The sequence below is a fragment of the Syntrophomonas sp. UBA1041 genome (assembly GCF_002316705.1).
Classification (GTDB): Bacteria; Bacillota; Syntrophomonadia; order Syntrophomonadales; family Syntrophomonadaceae; genus DTU019.
Map to the genome: position 1 here is coordinate 50465 of NZ_DCEA01000053.1, position 19443 is coordinate 69907.

Sequence of the window (19443 nt, forward strand, 5' to 3'; positions counted from 1 at the left end):
CAGGGTATAGGTGGCGGTGCGGCCGGCGTTGACCGTCGTTGCCAGGCTGCCGCTGCCGATAGTCGTTAGGGATGCATCTTCAAAAAGCAACAACAGGCTGTTTGTGGTCACAGCAAGCGTTTCGTAGACGTCGGTCACAGTGATGACAAACGCTTTTTCATATGTAGCGCCCGCCGCGTCCGTCGTTTTGACACGGATGCTTAGAGAGGATGTTGTCTCGTAATCCAAAGATGTGGATTCCAGCGTTAAGGCGTCACCGTCAATGGAGAAAAGACTGTTGTCATCGTCCCCGCTGCCCGATACCAGCGTGTAGGTGAAGGTGTCGTCCGCGTCGGCGTCAGTGGTGGAAAACGTGCCGATCACCGTCTCCGCGGCGGAATCCTCGGCAACCGTGGCGCCGGACAATGTGATATCGGTGGGAGGGGCGGAGCTTCCTTCTACGGTGATCTGTACGGTTCTGGTTGTAAACGGCTCCCAGTTTTCATCAGTAAATCCGGCCGTAAACGTGTATACGCCTGCGGTAGATGCCTTGAATGTTACTGTATAGGAGCTTGAATACATATACCAAGTGTAGTCATCATAATGAACCTCCGTTGTCCCTGTTTCATCTTCATACAGGTGTCCGGGAGTTGAACCGGTTATCGGCTGTGTGAAACCGTAGAAAAGCAACACAGCAGGTTCTTCGCCGAGTATATCCCCCATATTAATCGTGAGAAGTGCGTCGGGCGTGGTCGATCTTTCGATATCAGCCGCCAGCGCCGGCGGCGTCACCGCCGGCAGCAGGCCAATCACCATTGCCAATGATAAAAGAACAGGTATCAGCTTTCTGCGGATGATTTTTTTCATTATTATTATGTCCCTCCCCAATTATTGAGCTTTTCAGTCCAGCTTAAGCAGCTTCATTTTCTTTTATTTCCGCCCTGAACCTTTCAACTGCGTCCGGTGGATCTGCGTCCGATCCGCCGGTCAGAAGTACGCGGCGAACATGTCGAACAGCTTCTTTATATCGCATCCCGAAAGGGACTTCACGACAAAAAGCCCAGGATCCCGTTTTCCAGCGACACTCGGCCAATCACCCCATTCAATATAGGACTTGTAGCATATTCCGATTATACAAATACCTACTTTTTCTGTCAATTCTCGATCAAAGCCCCTGAGGCCCGGCGAGCACCGCACCACCATACGGGGTGAGATCTGAAAGTTCCGCTTGATGAAAGCCATCGACGAGGCGCTGGAATATTCCCCCGGCAAGGAGAGCTTCACCGCAAACATGGAGTACGATGATTACGCGGTGTGATGGGATGAGGCAGCATTAAGGCGGGCAGCCGACGCTGCCCGCCCTATCATAAAGGCTATGGGTTCACAAAATGCTCCTGTAAACGCTAACATAGAAAGGCTGGCTTTTTATCACCTGGCGGTTTTCTGAATCTTAGCCCAGCTGTCCCGCAACGATACGATGCGGTTGAATACCGGAAATCCAGGCCTGGTATCCGGGTCCACACTGAAATAACCATGCCTGAGGAACTGGAAGCGATCCTCCGCCTGGGCCTCGGCCAGCTCGGGCTCCACCAGGCACCTGTCCAGGACTTGCAGCGAGTTGGGATTAATCTTGCTGATAAAATCAGCGCCGTCGTCGTTTTCGGGATCCTCGTCCAGAAACAGGTTCTCGTACAACCTGACCTGCGCGGGGACGGCATGACTGGCTTCTACCCAATGCAAAGTGCCTTTCACCTTGCGTCCGGAAGCCGGCCCGCCGCTCCTGGTTTCGGGGTCATAGGTGCAGCGCAGTTCGATGATATTCCCCGAATCATCTTTGACGACCTCTTCGCACTTGATGATGAAGGCTCCTTTCAGACGCACCTCACCGCCCGGAAAGAGGCGGAAGAATTTCTTTACCGGGACCTCCATAAAATCATCCTGTTCGATGTACAACTCGCGGCCAAATGGCACATTTCTGCTGCCGGCTGCCGGATTTTCCGGATTGTTTTCGATTTCCAGCCATTCCACCGCATCCTGAGGATAATTGCTCAGGACCACCTTGAGCGGTCTCAAAACCGCCATCACCCGCTGCGCCTTTTTATTTAAATCCTCTCTGATGCAGTGTTCCAGGAGGCCTATGTCGACCACGCTGTCGCGCTTGGCCACCCCGATGCGGTCGCAGAAATCCCGGATCGCTTCCGGGGTATAGCCCCGGCGCCGCAGTCCGGAAATAGTAGGCATGCGGGGGTCATCCCACCCCTTTACATGGCCTTCTTCCACCAACCTTCTCAGTTTGCGCTTGCTCATCACGGTGTAATTCAAATTGAGGCGCGCAAATTCATATTGATGCGGTTCACTGCCGGGGCGCACATTCTCGATAAACCAGTCGTACAGCGGCCGGTGGTCGGCAAACTCCAGGGTGCAAACCGAATGGGTGATATTTTCGATGGCGTCACCCAGCGGATGAGAGTAATCATACATCGGGTAGATGCACCAGGTATCGCCGGTGCGGTGATGGGTGGCACGCATGATCCGGTACAACACCGGGTCGCGCATATTCATATTGGGTGAAGCCATATCGATTTTGGCCCGCAATACCCGGGAACCATCGGGGAACTCCCCGTTTTTCATGCGCTCGAAAAGATCTAGATTCTCTTCGACGGAGCGGCTGCGATAGGGGCTGTCCTTGCCGGGCTCAGTCAATGTGCCCCGATAAGCCCTGATCTCTTCGGCACTTAAATCGCACACATAGGCTTTGCCCTCTTTGATGAGCTGCATTGCCCAGTCGTAGCATTGCTGAAAATAATCGGAGGCATAATACAGGCGGTCATCCCAGTCAAACCCCAACCAGCGCACATCTCGCTGAATCGATTCCACAAACTCGGTTTCTTCTTTGCTGGGGTTGGTGTCGTCGAAGCGCAGATTGCACAGGCCGTTATTGGCCTTGGCCAAACCGAAGTTGAGGCAGATAGACTTGGCGTGTCCGATGTGCAGGTACCCGTTCGGCTCCGGCGGGAATCTGGTATGGACTGTGCCCTTCACCTTGCCAGTCTTCAGGTCGTTACTGATGATGTCCTGGATAAAATTAACCGGTAATTCCCTGTTCACATCATGGCCGGCTTCATCCGGTGTTCCCGCTGCTGTCATGATAACCCTCCTTTATTTATGTTCAATACCCCGCTGCTCTTAATATTCTGTATTTTGCAGAGTATTTAATGCAATATTTACTAACTTATAATTATAGCCCCCTGCCTATCCCGAAGCAAGTACGTCGTTTTTCGGCCGCTTAATCACAGACTAACGGTTTTAGTAACCGTGCGTCTGATTCTGAAAATTTCCGGAGAAAACCGTGCACGGTGACCGGGCAAAGGGTGCATTGTGACCGGCGAAATAGTGCATGGCCCCAAGGCCTCTATATAATGAACTCAGCGCTTATTGGTGCAAATTCATCAAAGGTCAAGTTTACACAAAATCTGAAACGGCCTCTCAATATAGTCTATTGGGTTCGTTTTTTTATCAACATGATTGCCAGATAGTCATAATTGTTAATAATCACCGCTTCAATTGTTCGTTTACCCTTCCAAACCCTGGTGTATAGAGAATAGCACCGTCTTTATCGGTAATAATGGTCTCATCTGGCCACATCGGCTCCCTTTCGCGTTTCGGATCGGCATTATCATTAAGCTCATATTGATCCACAACCGTTTTATAAACTAGACCAAAACTATCAGTAGCAATTACTGCTATCGTCAATTTTTGCCCGGCGGAAACAGGGATTTTCTCGTCCATTTGAATCGCACTTCCGCCTATCTTTTCAATTGTTTTTTCAGAAACAGTTTTGCCGTCTACATCTATAACCAGACGGGCTCCTTCGATCTTATTATTTGCGGCGGGTTTTACATCTAAACTCAAATTGCCCGCTTTGTGGTATATTCCAGACGATTCCCCCTGGTTCTTACTATATCTGCTTGTGCTTTTACCCTCAAATCGCACATGAATTATTGGCAATAATTTCTCTCTCAGGTTTTCTGATACTTCCAGTTTTTCTGTCTTCCGAACCCCTCCATCTGCTAATATAATCCGAGCTTCAAAGGCGTCAAATATTCTAACTGGAAGCGTGGCGGTAAAGTTAGTACCGTTTTTATTCATGTTGAAACTTTGGCCCGATACAACAAGCGTAGCGCTGGTATCCGCTTTCGTTTCCTTCGGTGTAATGTTGAAGGTTACTGGAACAGTAAGCGTATTATTGTCAAGGGTCCCAAACGAATATTCATAACTGTCAATAATGCTGGCCTGACGCTTAAGCATTGAATCTATATTGGCATAGATATTGTTTATCTGGTTTGACTGTTGGGACGCTGAATTGGAAAGCTGGTTTCTGGTGTTGTTTAAATCGTTCTGTAAATTGCCTATACGTACTAAAGAAATTATCTGCAATATAATCAGAGTAGCAAATAATAAAGGTATGGCATGTTTATTCATATTCAAACCCTCCGTTTATGTAATGATCCTTGCATTGATTCTAGCACAAATATCGAACCTCCCTCCGGTATCCCTGCTTCATATAACATCGGTCTTCATCAGACATCAAAAACCCAATCATTTTCATTAAAACCTCTTCGTCGTCTTTGGGGTATCTTCTTATTTGAATCATTTGCTGCCTCAAAAAATTCTTCTATCTTATTTTATCTGCACAGCGAAATAACCCCGGCCATTTGTTTGTCATCGATCTGAACCTGACCTACCCTCACCGTTATATAAAAATCAAAATTCATTATTGACTTTCACCACAAAGGTAAATATAATATTCTCAAGTGGCGGAGAATTATGAATCAAGTCCACATTTAGTAAAACCAGTTAGTTAATTCAAGTTAATTAATCCAAATCAGTATGAGTCCAAATTACCAATCCAAATAAGTCAAGTTCATTAGTTAACCCAAATTAGTTAATTTTATTTATTAAATTCGGAGGTTCAATAAGGTCTATAAGGTTATGTAATGTTGAAGTCCTTTCTCCGCCACTACTATATCGAAATTCTAAAGAGGCTATCAAAAAGATAGCCTCTTTTATTTCCATGTTTCGGCTTTCGAAAATGATGGATGATGGACTCGAGTTTGACAGTAACACATCATAAAACCTCATAACAAAGAGATTTTAGAGGCATGTGAAACCAGTAATGTCCAGTGGGTTCGAAGCCGACGATCGTATCCGTCTTGCCGTTCTGCTCGCTTATGCTTTGCATCCACTGCACCAGTCTTTCATAACCTTCAGTGTTGCTGAATTAAGCAGTTTGTGGATAGCTGTAGTCAAGGGCTCTAGCATAGGGCGTTTACTTTGTACATCCATTCCGACAACCAACAGCTCGCATCTTCCACTCAGCGCGCCATTCCCCTCACGTCAGCAACCATAGACATAAATCAGCACTCCTGAACTGTGTTGACATCCCTGTTATAGCGTTCACTGTCAAGTTAAAAAACCAGGAAAGACCGCAGCTTACATTTCCTCTTTTCCGGGAAGAAGGGGAATGGTTTTAGAAATACTTGAAAAACTAAATAATAGGGAGAATAGATGCAACACTTTTATTGTCATTTAATGATGTAGATCATAGGTTTATCAAATACTATTTAGTAATAAGGAATTGGTATATGTTTACACGGTTGGCAAACCTTATTAAAGCCATAAAGCCCTTGAAAGGCGGCAAACCTTTTGCAGAGCAGCAGGAATTTGGATCGGTGATCGAAGTGCAAACCATGGGTAATGATTTTAATCAGAACAGACGCACCTTGCAAGAAATATTCGATCGATGCGACGATCTGATTATCCATGAATTTATAATCGGTTCGGAAAAGGTTGCCAAAGCCTTGCTTGTTTATCTTGACAGCCTGGTCAATGATGATCTTTTACAAAAAAGCCTTTTAAGATCTTTACTTGGGATAGAAGACGGTTTAATAGGCAAACGCCTCCTGGCTTGCTTAAAAAAAAGCGTGGTCCCTGCAGCCAGAATGCAAGAAACCAGGCATTGGCCAGAAATCACGGATCATATCTGCAAAGGATCAGTATGTCTCCTGGTAGAGGGACAGGACACCGCACTCTTGATCCTGATGCCTGATGACAGTCTTAAGCGTCAGGTTTCCCAGCCGGTAAGTCAGACTGCGGTAATGGGTCCTTCCCAGGCATTTAATGAAGACATACATACCAATATGGGGCTATTGCGCCAACGTTTACCCACTTCACAGCTGGCGGTAGAAAAATTATCGGTGGGATCAATAACCAAAACTACAATAGATCTGGTTTATCTTAAAAGTATTGCTCCCGAAGGACTGGTTGGAGAGATAAAGATACGCTTGGAACGGATTAACGTTGATGGGATATTGAGCGGCGGCCAGATCGAAGAACACATTCAGGACAGTCCATATTCTCTATTTAGCAGTATTGACTCTACGGAGCGACCCGACCGACTGGCTGCCCACCTGCTTGAAGGAGGTGCAGCCTTAATTATCGACGGCACAGCTTACGCCCTGCTCATGCCTTGCACTCTGGCCAACCAGCTTTCTTCCAGCGACGATTACAACAATCGCTACTGGTATGCTTCGCTGATCAGGTCGCTTCGCTGGGTAGCCTTTTTAATTGCTGTGCTGGCGCCCGGTTTATATGTAGCTATCATTTCCTACCATCAAGAATTGATTCCTCCATCGCTGCTGGTTACCGTGGTCTCCAATCGTGAGGGGGTGCCCTTTCCCGCTTTTGCAGAAGCCCTGCTGATGGAATTAAGCTTCGAGATCTTGCGGGAAGCCGGTATACGGCTTCCCCGTACTTTCGGACAGACAATCAGTATAGTGGGAACCATTGTGGTAGGCCAGGCAGCAGTAAGTGCGGGAATAGTATCTTCAGGAATGGTTGTGGTGGTTGCAATCACCGCTATTGCCTCCTATTCGATCCCTTCATTATCTCTGGCCAATACCGTTCGCATTCTGCGGTTTTTTTTCATGGGAGCCGGGGCGGTGTTGGGACTGTTCGGAATTATGGCCGGAGTGTCGCTATTAAATCTCCACACCTCTTCGCTGCGTTCTTTCGGAGTACCATACCTGTCTCCCCTGGCGCCCTTGAGCCTGGGAGACTTAAAGGACAGTTTTATCAGATTTCCCAATTGGATGATGAAGTCACGGCCTCGTTTGACAGGATACATTGATCCCATAAGGCAGGACAATGATTTAAAACCCAGGCCTCCCGCAGCAAGAGGCGGCACCCTGACCAGGAGAAAGGGGACAAATGATGCTGGATAAAGGCCGGATCAGTAGTGTGCAATTACTATTTCTACTATTAATTGCTGATTTGGCCACTTCATTTCTTTATGTTCCTTCCATCACCGCCAAAGGGGCCGGACCGGACGCCTGGATATCCCTTCTGGTCCCGGTTACGCTTTATGCCTTGATGGTGGCGTTGGTTTGCATGTTGCTGGCCAGGCGCTTCCCTGATGAAGTCTTCACTCAGTACTTGCCGAAAATAGTCGGCAAAATTCCCGGAAAAATTTTGGGTTTCCTTTATACTGGGGTTTTTATCCATATCACTTCGGTTATGGTGATCGAAGGCGCTCAATTCATCAACACCAATTTTCTTATTCAAACCCCGGTGCTGGTTTTGCAATTGGTACTGGCCGGAGTAGCCGTCTATGGGGTGTATTTAGGCATCGAAGTAATAGCCCGCCATAATGAAATCGTTTTTCCCATATTCGTTTTTTCTCTGGCAATCCTCATTATTCTGGTCGTAAAAGATATTAATCCGAGTAATTTCCTGCCCATACTCGAAAACGGTTGGATGCCGGTTCTAAAGGGCAGCATGACTCCGGCGGCCTGGCGGGGTGAGGTATTTATAATATTAATGCTTTTTCCCTACTTAAATCAAAAGAATGAGGGGTTCAAAGCAGCGGTGGGAATGGTTCTCATTGCTGGTGTTATCGCAACGGCGGTAGTGGCTACCACCATCGGGGTATTCGGCGATCTGTTTACCAGCCGCCTGACCTATTCGGGAAACACCCTGGCCCGTTATATTTCTGTTGCCGGTATCCTGGAACGCATGGAATTGGTTATCGTCATAATCTGGGTAGCCGGAGTCACCGTAAAACTGGCTATCTTTTACCACGTATCCAGCATAGCCGCTGCCACCACTCTGGGCCTTAAAGAATACAAATGGGCGGCGATCCCGGTGGCAGGCGTAACCATCCTGGCTGGAAATATTTTTTATGGAACCTATATTCAAGTGGTGGAGTTTTTGTCCAAGGTCTGGCCTTACTATGGATATACCGTTGAATTGATCATTCCGGCCCTGGTCCTGCTGATTGCGATTTTACGCAAAAAGGAGATGCCGCAGGATGGGTAAAGTAAATTATCGCAAAAAAATTCTAATAATAGTTTTACTGGCGTTAATGCCTTTTTCCATCGCCGGTTGCTGGGGCCGAAGAGAAACTCAGCAGATGAACCTCAGTACCGCTCTCGGGTTTGACTACCTGGCAGTGGATGGGAAACCCCAGTTTCGATTGACTATCCTCTCCGCCAAACCTCCTCAAGGAGGCGGGGGAATGGGCAGCTCAAGTGATATAACTGATCCCCAGAAGAGCCACACCAACCATGTCATTTCCATCAATGGGGATACCATTTGGGATGCGGGAAGAAACTTGGATCTGCGCTCCTCCAGAAAGCTTTTTATCGGCCAGGTAGTCGTGGTGGTCATCGGGGAGGAAACAGCCCGCCACGGATTGGGCCAGATCATGGATTTCTTGCTGAGACACCAGGAGATCCGCGAGCGCACCTGGATCGTAATATGTAAAGGCATGGCATCGGATTTCCTCAACTCCCAACCCGAGTACGAGCCCAGTCTATCAGCAGAGATCGATGGTATTCTTAAAAATGCTCGGACCAATATTGCCAATGTGAAAGGGACGGATTTATTTAATGTCTCTTATGCCCTGCTGACTCCCGGAAAAGAAACCGTAATACCTTATATGACTATTTTTACTCCTCGAGAGCCGAGCTCACCTATCATACAAAACCAGGCAGGCAGCACTCCGAATCCATCTTCCGGCACTCAGGGCGGCAGCGAAGCTGAAACAGAAAATCAGCCACAAAGGAAAACCTTTGAAGCCATCGGTTTTGCTTTATTTCGAGGTGACAAAATGCAGGGCTTGATGAATGAAGAAGAGAGTCAAGGCCTATTGTTTCTGAACGATCAGGTGAAAACCGGGGCTATAACCATCGCCGTCGATGACAGTACCAAGAACGTCTCGATTCGCATTGACAATTCCAAAACTAAAATTGAGCCGATTTTTACAGATAGCGGGATCGAGTTTAAAGTTGTTATTAAGGCCAGCGGAATTTTAGTGGAAGAAAGCGATGCTTTGGTTAAAATAGCTCCGGAAAACTGGCAGAAGGTTGAAAATCTGGTTAACCAAGAAATTGAAAAACGCTGCCTGGAGGCGGTGAAAAAGAGCCAGGACTTGTATTCAGACGTCATGGGATTTGGGGACAAGATCCATCGTACCAACCCCGGAGTTTGGGAGGAAATTGAATACAATTGGGAACAGATTTATCCCACAGTAACCGTTACTGTCGAAGCAGAATTCAAGTTAAAGCAAACCGGGGTGATCAGTGATCCCATCGAGGTTAGATAGGGGAAGCTCAGGAGACCAACCTAAAATGGGCAAAAAGATACCCGCTTAGGTTTAAGCGGGTTTAGAGAGAAATATTGTGAAGGGGTGGGGGTAGCAATTTAATAAAAGATTTTGGGGATTATTTTTAGGGAGTTAAGTATGATTCCGGATAATTAACAGGTTTATCCTTGGACCATTCTCCTTCATAGGCCAGTTCACCGGTGGTATAGTAAGATTTGCCATAACCACTGCGCAGCCCGTTCTCCCAGTTTCCTTCGTATCTCAGAGTCCCATCCGGATAGAATTCCTTGCCATAACCGGAACGTTTACCTTCTTTCCAACTGCCTTCATAACGTCCGCCGCTGCGATAATATGCACAACCTATTCCATGAGGCTTCCTATCCTTAATCTCTCCTTCGTAATTAGCTATCAAAGCATTCTTCAGAACCAGGTCATCAATCCGCGCCAAGTATGCTCCTCCTCTCAATAGGCCTTTGCTAAAATCCGCCCTATACTCCTTGCTTAGCAGGCCCTTTTTCTAGTTCTGCCAGTGTTTCTGGAACCTGACAGATTTTCTTTATTTTATATACGTATTTAATAACTCCTCCTGGCGCTACATCCCATTTATTATGGGCTTTCTATAGGTGATTTGATGACATTGAACTTTCTTGAGGGCAATCGCCGGGTCGTCTATTCCTTGGCGAAGGATACGGATGCGTTCCGCTCATAATCTACACCCGCAGCGACCTCATCCTGATTGCCTGGCTGCTCCTACACTGCGGGATCATCCCTGCCGCGACGAATATTCATCTCCTGGCCTCAACCTCCCCCAAAATAGTACTGCAAAATAACTGGTTCTGCTTCTAATATATAAGCAATCTTCATGCCAAATCATCCATGCCGGCAATAAAAAATATAAAATCGCCGCAAACGGCGATTTAAACGGTTCTTTTATTTTCTATACCAATTATGGGCTAGCCAACTTATTTATTACGAATTGTTGCGCCACTGCGGCTTTATGTTGCATTATGTTGCAAAACGCAATATGATGCAACGCTATTATGTTGATTGGATACTATAATTGCGCATCTTTCTATAGATGGTGCTGCGGTCATATCCCATCTCACGGGCTACCTGGCTTACATTTCCATTGTATTTATCCAGCAGGGCCATGATGTTCTGTTTTTCCTGCTCAGCCCGCTGCTTTTTGCTGTTTTGCCGGGCTTCAAATATGGTTTCGGCCTTGCCCGCCCGATTGAATGAATTGCCTGCGAAGTCGTTCTTTCTTATTTCAGGGGGCAAATGCTCTATGCTCAAATTCGGCCCGCCGGCTATATTGACCATGCGTTCAACCACGTTCTGCAATTCCCGGATATTGCCGGGCCAATGGTATCTCTGCAAAGGCTTCATCAAGCTTTCTTTATCATAGAAGAACTGGCGCCCCGTTTTGGAGCGAATAGCCTCCAGGAAATAATCGAACAGGAGCGGGATGTCTCTGATACGCGACCGCAAGGGCGGAATCTGTATAGAAATAACATTGAGGCGGTAGTAAAGGTCGGCTCGGAAGCTGCCGATTTCAACCTCTTCCCACAGGTTCTTGTTGGTGGCGCAGATCACCCTTACGTCAATGGGTATGAGTTTGCTGTCCCCGATTCTGGTAATGCTTTTTTCTTGCAAGACTCTTAACAAGGTAACCTGCTGCTCCAGTGGCATGTCGCCGATCTCATCAAGAAACAGGGTCCCCCCCGAAGCCAGTTCGAATTTTCCCGGGCTGCCCCCTTTTCTGGCTCCGGTGAAGGCTCCTTCAGCATAGCCAAACAGTTCACTCCCCACCAGTTCGCGCGGGATGGCTCCGCAATTGACCGCGATAAAAGGCCCGCTGCGGCGGCTGCCCTGATTGTGGATGGCCTGGGCAAAAACCTCTTTGCCGGTTCCGCTTTCGCCTTCTAAAAGCACGTTGCTCATGCTTCCGGCGGCCTGAGCGGCAAGGCGAATGGTTTCTAAAACGTTGTCACTTACAGTAACGATATCATCGAACTGAAAACTAGCCCGGTTTCCGGTGAAGCGATGCACCAGGTTATGGATGTTCTCGATAGGACGCATGAAAAGTATGCCGCCGCTGAGGCGGTCCTCTTCATCTCTTACCGGGTTTCCGGTCAGGGTCAGTTGAATATTTTTCCCGCCGCTCTCAACAAATATCTCGATATCACTGTACGGTTTTCCCCGCCGCAGGAGTTCATTGGTATAAGGGGTTTTAATGCCCAATATCCGCCCAATGGGCTGCCCTTTCATTTGGGCCGCTTTTTTATTGAGGATTCTCTCCGCAGCCAGATTGACTTCATTAATGTGGCCCTCAGTATCGAGGATCATAACCCCATCGGTGATATGCATGAAAATGTTGGTAAACATGCGGGTCAGCCAGCTCAAATGATCCTTTTTTGATAAGATCTCCAGCAGATGGGTGATATCTCGAATAGAGCACAGAAAGTATAACTGGTCCTGATAGCGCACCGGCTGCAGATTCATTTCTACCGGGATATCCTGGCCTTCGCGGTCGTGCTGCAGCATCTCGACCAGCGCCCCGCCTCTTTTGGCTTTCTTGAATTGTTCCAAGAGAAGTCCATGCAGATATGCGGGGGTAAGCTTAAAGATATCCAATTCCAAAAGCTCTTCCCGGTCGTAACCGTAAGCGGTACAAGCAGCCGGATTGGCTTCGACTATCTGACCGTCCGGCTTTACTATTAATGCGATGTCAGGAATGTACTCGAAAAAAAACTTACCTGGTAAAAGCGAGCTGTTTTCGCTCACCAGACTCACCCCTTCTTCAGCTTCTCTGTCTACTTTTATTCTATAACTTGAGTCGTTTTTGTTCAAAGCAGAAATTGGCTTATTGCCATTAAAGGCGTTGATGGCGCAAATGTTTTTACTATTTCTGCGTTGAAGTGAATCAAGTCAATGATCCGGGTCGTGACACTGGCAATGCAAAGATTTTGGCACATTGCCGCCCGCGGATGCAAACCACAGGCTTGTCATTGTAAAAGGTATAAAGGGCTGCGATATAGTGGAAACTCAGTAATGAAATGAGTTCAGGAGGATGCTGATTTGTCAAAACAGAGCCGACATTGCGGCTTGGTGGTTTTTAGCCTGTTGCTATGTCAATTTGCTGCATATGGATTGATGCTGACGGGTTGGTGGCCCTATCTTCTGGCCCTGCTATTTGCCGGATTAGCCTTAACCGGAAGCCTCAAACTATGTTTGGAGCATAAAACCCCGGAAATCCGGGTGGAGAATCACTATCATCTTTATTATGATGAGAGTTCCCCGCGCAGCCGTTTTCCCAATAACCTCCCCCCTTCCCGCTGGTAAGCTCTTTCTTCTTATGCCTGCTTTCCTTTTCTTTATATGTGCAAACTGGCTTCGAACTGTGCTAATATAATTGCCATAGATCAGAAAGGAATAAATATGCGGGTAACCGCCAATAGAAGCTATGAATGAAATTTTTGATCAACTCGGTCTGACCTGGCTCAATACCATCTGGACTTACCAAATAGTACAATCGGCTGTCATCGCTTTACTGATACTCCTGGGGTTTTATATCCTTGGCAAAATAGTAAAGAAACGTGTTTTCCCCTGGCTGGAGGGAATAGCCCAAAAAAGCGGCAATGATTATGATGACAAATTACTGGCCGCTTTCTACAGGCCGGCAGAATGGCTTATTCTGCTAACCGGGATTTACTGTGCACTCCGTTATCTGCCTTTAAGTGCTGCCGCGGATACACTGATATTAAATCTGTTTCGCTCTCTGATCATTATTCTGATCGCCTGGGGATTGTATGCGCTGGCTGAAACCGATTCGCCGTTGTCACAGGAGCTGCAGCGCAAATTTAATCTGGACGGCATCATCATTTCCTTTTTCTCTAAAATAGCCCGGTTTGTGCTTTTATCTCTGGTAATAGTAGTAATAGCCCAGGAGTGGGGATATGATGTGAACGGCTTTATCGCTGGTCTGGGCTTGGGCGGGCTGGCTTTCGCTTTGGCAGCCAAAGACGTTCTGGCCAATGTCTTTGGCGGAATTGTTATTATCCTGGAAAAACCTTTTGTTTCGGGAGACTGGATTACCACCAGCACGACTGATGGCATAGTGGAAACTATAACTTTCCGAACTACCCGGATAAGGGCTTTTGATGAATCCTTAATACTGGTTCCCAATGCTACGCTTGCCAATGAGGCTATCACCAATAATTCGCGCCGAGGCAAAAGGCGGGTCTCTTTTTACCTGCAAATTACGTATGATGCCACCCGCTGGCAAGTGCAGCAATGTGTAAGCAGAATCAAAACCTTGCTGGAAAACCATCCCGAGGTTCATCCCGAAACTATAATGGTTTTTTTAGAAAACTTTAATGATAGTAGTCTGGATATCAAGGTTTACTTTTTTACTGTCACTACGGTGTGGGCAGAACACCTGGCAGTACGCGAAGATATAAATTTAAGAATCATGGAGATCCTTGAGGACTTGGGAGTGAGTTTCGCATTTCCGAGCCACAGCATATATATTGAAAACACGCCCCCGGCAAAAAATGGCGGCTCCGCCGACCAGCCTTAACTTTTGCTCCCAAAAAATTTGTAACAACTCGACACCCTGTCGCAATTTAAGCGATATGGCAAGATGCTATAAGCTGCTATAATTCCGGGGATGGTGTTTCCTGAGATACTCTTCGAGGACCTGTAAATTCTTAATATCATTTTTTAATACTATTAAATTTGGATTCCATTTACCATGAAGGTTACCTCCAGGCAACGAGTAAGTAACATTTCTCATATCGGCAGACATTTCTTTCCGATAGAATTCGATTTTCTCTTCGATCTGCCGTATAACCTCAAGCCAGGTTTCAGCTTCAAACTTTAAGCCTCTAATCACTACAACTATTTTTCCATGGTTCATTGTTTTTACTGGCATCAGATAAGATAATAAATATCTACACACTTAAATGCCCCCATTCCCACCTCAGACACAGATCAAGAATCTTTCTTGATTAATCCGAATAAACGAAGCAGAGATCGCTGACTTTTTCATCTTTACCCGTCCTTTCAGCTGGTTCGATGAGTATTGCAGCGGGACGGGCGAAGTGTTCCAGGCTCTTGATGACCGGAGCTGATACAAGGCATAGCGTTGCTGATTCAGTTAAAACGGTGGTGCGCCTTCATAATCATTTGCATTACCGCTTTCAAGAATATCGCAATCATTATGTATATCGGAAACGAATACCAGTACTTCCACAATAGCATCACGTAGATATCGATTGATATGAGCAGCGGTTCTCCGACAAAGGCAAACAGCGCCGCTGCCAGGGTATTCATTAAGATAAACCTTTTCCATTGCGGATAATATTGATAAATCAACATGTAAGCTATGGGTAGTACGGTAAAGTTCATAGGGATCAATCGGGGAAAAAGAGGCTCGATATCATAACGATATTCCCACCAGTTGAGCTGGCAGCCGATTTCATCCAGTGAGGTGGCAATAGTCTGTATCATCAAACCATAAATGATGATTTCCAGCAGCCTTTTCTTATCCACCAACCGCCACCAAACCAACCAGGGCAAAACCAGCATGGCTGCCAGCAACCAGAATTGAGGCGTAAACAACTCATAGCGAAGCCAATGCTGAACTTGATAGTCGGTACAGAGATTTTGAGCGTCCAGAACCTGCTCAAACGACGGGAATTCAGCCATGTAACTATCCTTTCGAAAAATACCAAATAATATGTAGTTTGGCCATTTCTAATCAGAATTAAAACCCGGCGTTGAGATGGGTACAACCTCGCCACCCCTGAAAGGCATGATATAGAGTATAAGCCAGCTATAACCGATAAAATTTACTCATAAACCCCGTCCCCACGGCACAATTATTTGGTGAGGCTGCTTCTCAAGGTTTGCCACATCCCGTCATCAATCAAGCCCAGGCGCCATAAGGCAATACCGTTCAGATTATAACGCTTGGCGATGCCCACCTTGGCGTTAATGCTGGCAGCCGTTTCGCTGGGGGCGGAAATGCCCAGGATCAGCTTATTGGCAGGAACCGCAGCGATGGCTGTTTCCACAGCCTGAGTCACCTGGACGATAGGCTCCGGCTTGGGGCCGTAATCGTAGGCCATGATAATGATCCGGTCAGCGCTCCGGCCCAGGGCCTGGTAGTCGTAACCGGGGTAAGCGCTGTTGGGGGCATGCAGGGTGAGGGTCAGCCTGCTGCCGTTGGCGTGCAGTTCCCGGACCAGCATGTCGACGAAGCTGGTAAAGCTCCGCTGCACCTTTCTCAGTTGTTCTCCGCTATCATTATAGCCCAGACCTTCGAAGTCCAGGTTGACCCCGCTGTATTGCCCGGCTTCGGCTGCAATGGCTTTTACCGCCCGATCCATGGCAAGCGGGTCGTTTAACAGCGCGGAGATGGCGCCATCGCTATCGGTCACATGGATTACCATCTCGCTCGATAAATGGTGTTTTTCAGCACCATCCAATACCTGTTCCCAACCCTCGGGGCGCTGCCATCCGGTGCGGCTTTTATCCAGCAGGCTGCCCTGACTGTCAATACTGTACCAGCCCAGAGCCAATTCGGATACCACGTCGGTGTTGCCTTCAGCGGCATTGGGATAGCTCTGGCCAAACAGGTCGGTCCAACTGCTGGTTTGGCTGTCACCCAGGGCATAGAAGCCTATGACGGTCATGGCTTTGGGGGGAGTGGCGACGCTAACCCGGTATGTTTCGCTGTTCCATTCCACCCGGCAATCGAAGGCCTCGCTGAAAAAGCGCAGCGGTATCAGGGTGCGCCCGCTAGATATCCGCGGCGCCGCCTCTAATGTCAGAGGGTTGTTATTGCGGTAAGCAGTACGGTTATCGATTTGCAGACGGACCGTCGTGACCCCATCAGTTGCGTTTACTGTACGCGATTGATCGTCCCAGCTGACAACTATGTTCATGGCCTCCGCTATAGCCCGGAAGGGCACCAGAGTACGGCCGTTTTCGATTACCGGCGAAACATCGAGCTCTAAGGGCAGGTCGTCTACAAAGACTGAGACTCTCTCTTGCCCCTGGGCCGGGGTTATAAAAGACGGGCCGGCAATAAAGAATAAGGCCAGCAGCAGAACCGACAGGATTTGTTTCATTATGTATCAACCTCCTAATATTACTCGCTAATAAAGCTTGTGTTTCGCCTGGTGTTGGTTGCTTTTAACAAGTATTGCATCCCAACAAAGACATCGGTTTATTTGTCGTCCGTGGCCCCGCCATCACCGAACACCGGGATAACTTCACCCAAAAAAGTAGGCTGGGGCTTGATTACCTTGGCCAGCCAGAAATCTTTGTTCCGGGCCGCCATCTCCCTCACTTCGTAAGCAGCCATGACCTGCCCGTAATCATGCTTGTCAGAAGCCACCCCATAGGCTTCCAGACCCAGTTCCCTGGCTATGAAAACCGCCCGCAGCAGATGATACTCCTGGGTTATGATGATAACCTTCTTTACCTGAAAAATATCCCTGGCCCGGTACAGGCTTTCATAGGTGCTGAAACCGGCATGATCCATAAATATATCCTGACCGGGCATACCTTTGCTCTTAAGAAATTCTTTCATGGTGTTTACTTCATCATAATCCGTGCGTCCATGGTCGCCGCTCACGATGATTTTGGGGGCTTTGCCTTGTTGGTATAGCTCGTGCCCTACGGTTACACGATCCTTGAGCATGGCCGACAATGTTCCGTCGGGATATACATAGGCCCCTAGAATAAGGACCGTATCAGCTTCCGGCACCTCCTGCGCCGAATAAATATACTTAGCCCCGACCCGCTCCACATAACAGTCAACCGTCAAAAAAACGGTGCCGCAAACCAGCAGCAGAACGATCCCCAAGCTTAAGGCTTGCTTACCATGTTTTCGTAAAAATGAATTCAATGTTCGTTCTCCATCCCCAGGTTTGATTAAATATGCTGAGACGGTTGATCCGAAAAGTCGGTTTGTTCTATTTTCCAGGCTCCATTAACATATTTATAAGTGGTATGCAGATAAGTCAAGTGATGGGGCAGTGTCGCGGCAATGACCTCGGTAGTGACGATCTCTGGCAAGGCCTCTCCGTCTACGCTTTGCAAGTCCATGCTGATAAAGAAATTCTGGCAAAACTCATTTCCGTATTGCTGGTAACCGTGCATATCCCAGTCTGACAGCGGCACCGCTGCAACAGCTCCATTGCTTTCGATCTCCGCCGAGCGGCGGACTTCATCCACATGAATGGAGAACGGCGTGCCATGGGTTATGGTGGAGAGATCAATCTGGGCTAGGGCTGCGTCTTTCAAACTGTATAACTCATAGCCACATCCTCCAAAGGGCATGCTCCGGTAATCGGTTACAAGTAGAAAATCTACCGTATCCGGGCTGATGATATGAGCAGCGGCAATGGTTGATACGTCAAAACCCTTGTTATCACCCTTAAATATTTCGACAGCGGCCTCAGAATCATCCTTGGTTACGGTCAATTCCCACTGGTTATTGAGGTGATTGACCGTTATTTGTGCGGTTACATACTTACCGCCTCCGTCTACATCATGCCTTATATAATGCTTAGGGCCGTCAATAATTCCATAGTCGCTGGACTGCAATACCCGGGTGATAAACCATCCTCCCCCGCCATCGTCGATAAGCTTCTCCACCATCAGCTTTTCTGTTGCGGTGGTATGGGGAGGGCTTGAGGTCATTTCAGGGAAAGAGAGGGTGTACTCTATCTCGGTATCACTGAGTTGCTCCTGGGACACTATGGTGATCGGCCCCACCCAGGGGCTGGACATGCCCGTAACCCAGTAGCTTTGCCGGACATAGTCACTGGCGTCTGCTTCCTGGCGCAATTGCGGGGATAAGGCCAAATACTGCAAGGCCCCGTTGCGGGTCTGTTCGCCCCGGCCCCATAGTTTGACGGCTTCGTCAGGGCTGGAGGGAATAAGAGCGTTTTCTAACCGGGCAATTTCGGATTTGATTAAATCCACATCAGGAGTTTGAATAGATAGCAGATTAGCGGCCTGGTCATAATGAACCCTGGCCTTAAACAGATACTCCAGCCAGTCCATGGGCAGATAATAATGTCCCTGGCGATTGTCAATGCTGTATATCAGCGAACTGTGTTCATAGCGGCCATCGTCGCTGGCAATACATATGTTGACCGGATCCGGGGCCAAGGCTGGGTCCATCAGTCTGGCCTTATATTCTTTCAGCTCCAGAATCCATTTGCGGTCAGACACCAGATCGGCTATCTGCAGGTTTTCAACCTTTTCCGGAAGCGGCCAGATCCGGCTTTCCAGTTCCTCAGTGCTGATTTTCAGCCCTCTGCTATATGACGCCAGTTTCTCCATACTATAGAAATCCTGACCGGTCTCAATGGCTATGGTTCGGGTCGCAGCATCCCACTCCACAGCACTGGCCCCCAATTGTTCAGCCGCCCAGCGAATAGGAACCATAACCTGTCCTTCAACTACATCCATATCCGCCGGAGCATTCACCAACGAGCCGTTTATTTGTACGCTTACCGAAAGAGCAGGCATACTCTCCAGCATATCGGCGGCACTGTCTAAGGAATCTAACAGGCTATCCAATTCAGCTTTCTGTTGCGCACTTTCTTCTGGAGTCAACCAGACCCCTTCATTTCTTAATTTTTCACGAACATCATCATCGCCTTGGGCCGCGCTGGCTAAACCGCTTGTTCCTACAGCAAAAAGCATCAAGGGCACAACCAGCCCAGATATAAAGACTCTTTTCATTTTATTGATCATCCTTTTTCCAGGTTTCA

General features: G+C 47.7%; 15 protein-coding genes. 5 read left to right on the plus strand and 10 right to left on the minus strand.

Annotation, left to right across the window (positions count from 1 at the left end; genetic code table 11):
* From B2633_RS07905 to B2633_RS07915, 3 genes are all read right to left on the minus strand, one after another.
* Window positions 1-846 (minus strand): cadherin repeat domain-containing protein (locus B2633_RS07905; RefSeq protein WP_483170059.1); only part of this gene is annotated, 846 nt, incomplete at its 3' end.
* 561 nt (window positions 847-1407) lie between these two features.
* Complete coding sequence (locus tag B2633_RS07910; RefSeq protein WP_483170060.1) at window positions 1408-3126, minus strand: glutamine--tRNA ligase/YqeY domain fusion protein; 1719 nt, start codon at window positions 3124-3126, stop codon at window positions 1408-1410.
* Between the two features lie 405 nt (window positions 3127-3531).
* Window positions 3532-4461 carry a hypothetical protein gene (locus B2633_RS07915; RefSeq protein ID WP_483170062.1) on the minus strand — a complete coding sequence of 310 codons (930 nt, stop codon included), beginning with the start codon at window positions 4459-4461 and terminating at the stop codon, window positions 3532-3534.
* Window positions 4462-5636: 1175 nt separating this feature from the next.
* On the opposite strand from B2633_RS07915, the gene B2633_RS07920 reads away from it, so the two are divergent.
* The 3 genes from B2633_RS07920 to B2633_RS07930 are packed head-to-tail and all read left to right on the plus strand — an operon-like array spanning window position 5637 to window position 9643.
* Window positions 5637-7262, plus strand: a complete 1626-nt coding sequence (locus tag B2633_RS07920) for a spore germination protein (protein WP_483170063.1) — start codon at window positions 5637-5639, stop codon at window positions 7260-7262.
* The gene (locus B2633_RS07925) at window positions 7249-8355 is read left to right on the plus strand and encodes a GerAB/ArcD/ProY family transporter (protein ID WP_483170064.1); all 1107 of its coding nucleotides are present in this window, start codon (window positions 7249-7251) and stop codon (window positions 8353-8355) included. Before B2633_RS07920 ends, B2633_RS07925 begins: the two co-directional genes overlap by 14 nt.
* A complete protein-coding gene (locus B2633_RS07930) occupies window positions 8348-9643 on the plus strand; it encodes a Ger(x)C family spore germination protein (protein ID WP_483170065.1) in 1296 nt (431 codons plus the stop codon). Before B2633_RS07925 ends, B2633_RS07930 begins: the two co-directional genes overlap by 8 nt.
* A 124-nt stretch (window positions 9644-9767) precedes the next feature.
* Here B2633_RS07930 and B2633_RS07935 read toward each other — a convergent pair whose 3' ends face one another.
* Entirely contained in the window at window positions 9768-10091 is a 324-nt protein-coding gene (locus B2633_RS07935) for a hypothetical protein (RefSeq protein ID WP_481039350.1), read from the minus strand.
* Between the two features lie 590 nt (window positions 10092-10681).
* Window positions 10682-12496 (minus strand): sigma 54-interacting transcriptional regulator, encoded by a 1815-nt coding sequence (locus B2633_RS07940; protein WP_483170067.1) that lies wholly within the window; start codon window positions 12494-12496, stop codon window positions 10682-10684.
* 228 nt (window positions 12497-12724) lie between these two features.
* Here B2633_RS07940 and B2633_RS07945 point away from each other — a divergent pair, with 228 nt between their 5' ends.
* Window positions 12725-12988: a hypothetical protein gene (locus B2633_RS07945; RefSeq protein WP_483170068.1), complete on the plus strand. Its 264-nt coding sequence runs from the start codon at window positions 12725-12727 to the stop codon at window positions 12986-12988.
* Window positions 12989-13109: 121 nt separating this feature from the next.
* Entirely contained in the window at window positions 13110-14225 is a 1116-nt protein-coding gene (locus B2633_RS07950) for a mechanosensitive ion channel family protein (protein WP_483170070.1), read from the plus strand.
* A gap of 66 nt (window positions 14226-14291) precedes the next feature.
* Here the strand turns inward: B2633_RS07950 and B2633_RS07955 are convergent, their stop codons facing one another.
* The 5 genes from B2633_RS07955 to B2633_RS07975 all read right to left on the minus strand — a co-directional run bounded on the left by B2633_RS07955 (window position 14292) and on the right by B2633_RS07975 (window position 19414).
* Complete coding sequence (locus B2633_RS07955; RefSeq protein ID WP_483170071.1) at window positions 14292-14579, minus strand: hypothetical protein; 288 nt, start codon at window positions 14577-14579, stop codon at window positions 14292-14294.
* A gap of 221 nt (window positions 14580-14800) precedes the next feature.
* Window positions 14801-15355: a CBO0543 family protein gene (locus B2633_RS07960; RefSeq protein WP_483170072.1), complete on the minus strand. Its 555-nt coding sequence runs from the start codon at window positions 15353-15355 to the stop codon at window positions 14801-14803.
* A gap of 173 nt (window positions 15356-15528) precedes the next feature.
* On the minus strand, window positions 15529-16782 hold the full coding sequence (locus tag B2633_RS07965; protein WP_483170073.1) for a stalk domain-containing protein: 1254 nt from the start codon (window positions 16780-16782) through the stop codon (window positions 15529-15531).
* A 98-nt stretch (window positions 16783-16880) separates the two neighbouring features.
* A complete protein-coding gene (locus B2633_RS07970) occupies window positions 16881-17522 on the minus strand; it encodes a SanA/YdcF family protein (protein ID WP_483170096.1) in 642 nt (213 codons plus the stop codon).
* Between the two features lie 68 nt (window positions 17523-17590).
* Window positions 17591-19414 carry a stalk domain-containing protein gene (locus B2633_RS07975; protein ID WP_483170074.1) on the minus strand — a complete coding sequence of 608 codons (1824 nt, stop codon included), beginning with the start codon at window positions 19412-19414 and terminating at the stop codon, window positions 17591-17593.
* Window positions 19415-19443 lie beyond the last annotated feature (29 nt).

Excerpts from the sequence above, each read along its gene's own strand:
- B2633_RS07930 (WP_483170065.1), top strand. The coding sequence starts at position 8,348 with ATGGGTAAAGTAAATTATCGCAAAAAAATTCTAATAATAGTTTTACTG.
- B2633_RS07960 (WP_483170072.1), bottom strand. The coding sequence starts at position 15,355 with ATGGCTGAATTCCCGTCGTTTGAGCAGGTTCTGGACGCTCAAAATCTC.
- B2633_RS07975 (WP_483170074.1), bottom strand. The coding sequence starts at position 19,414 with ATGAAAAGAGTCTTTATATCTGGGCTGGTTGTGCCCTTGATGCTTTTT.
- B2633_RS07955 (WP_483170071.1), bottom strand. The coding sequence starts at position 14,579 with ATGCCAGTAAAAACAATGAACCATGGAAAAATAGTTGTAGTGATTAGA.
- B2633_RS07925 (WP_483170064.1), top strand. The coding sequence starts at position 7,249 with ATGATGCTGGATAAAGGCCGGATCAGTAGTGTGCAATTACTATTTCTA.
- B2633_RS07915 (WP_483170062.1), bottom strand. The coding sequence starts at position 4,461 with ATGAATAAACATGCCATACCTTTATTATTTGCTACTCTGATTATATTG.
- B2633_RS07910 (WP_483170060.1), bottom strand. The coding sequence starts at position 3,126 with ATGACAGCAGCGGGAACACCGGATGAAGCCGGCCATGATGTGAACAGG.
- B2633_RS07965 (WP_483170073.1), bottom strand. The coding sequence starts at position 16,782 with ATGAAACAAATCCTGTCGGTTCTGCTGCTGGCCTTATTCTTTATTGCC.
- B2633_RS07950 (WP_483170070.1), top strand. The coding sequence starts at position 13,110 with ATGAATGAAATTTTTGATCAACTCGGTCTGACCTGGCTCAATACCATC.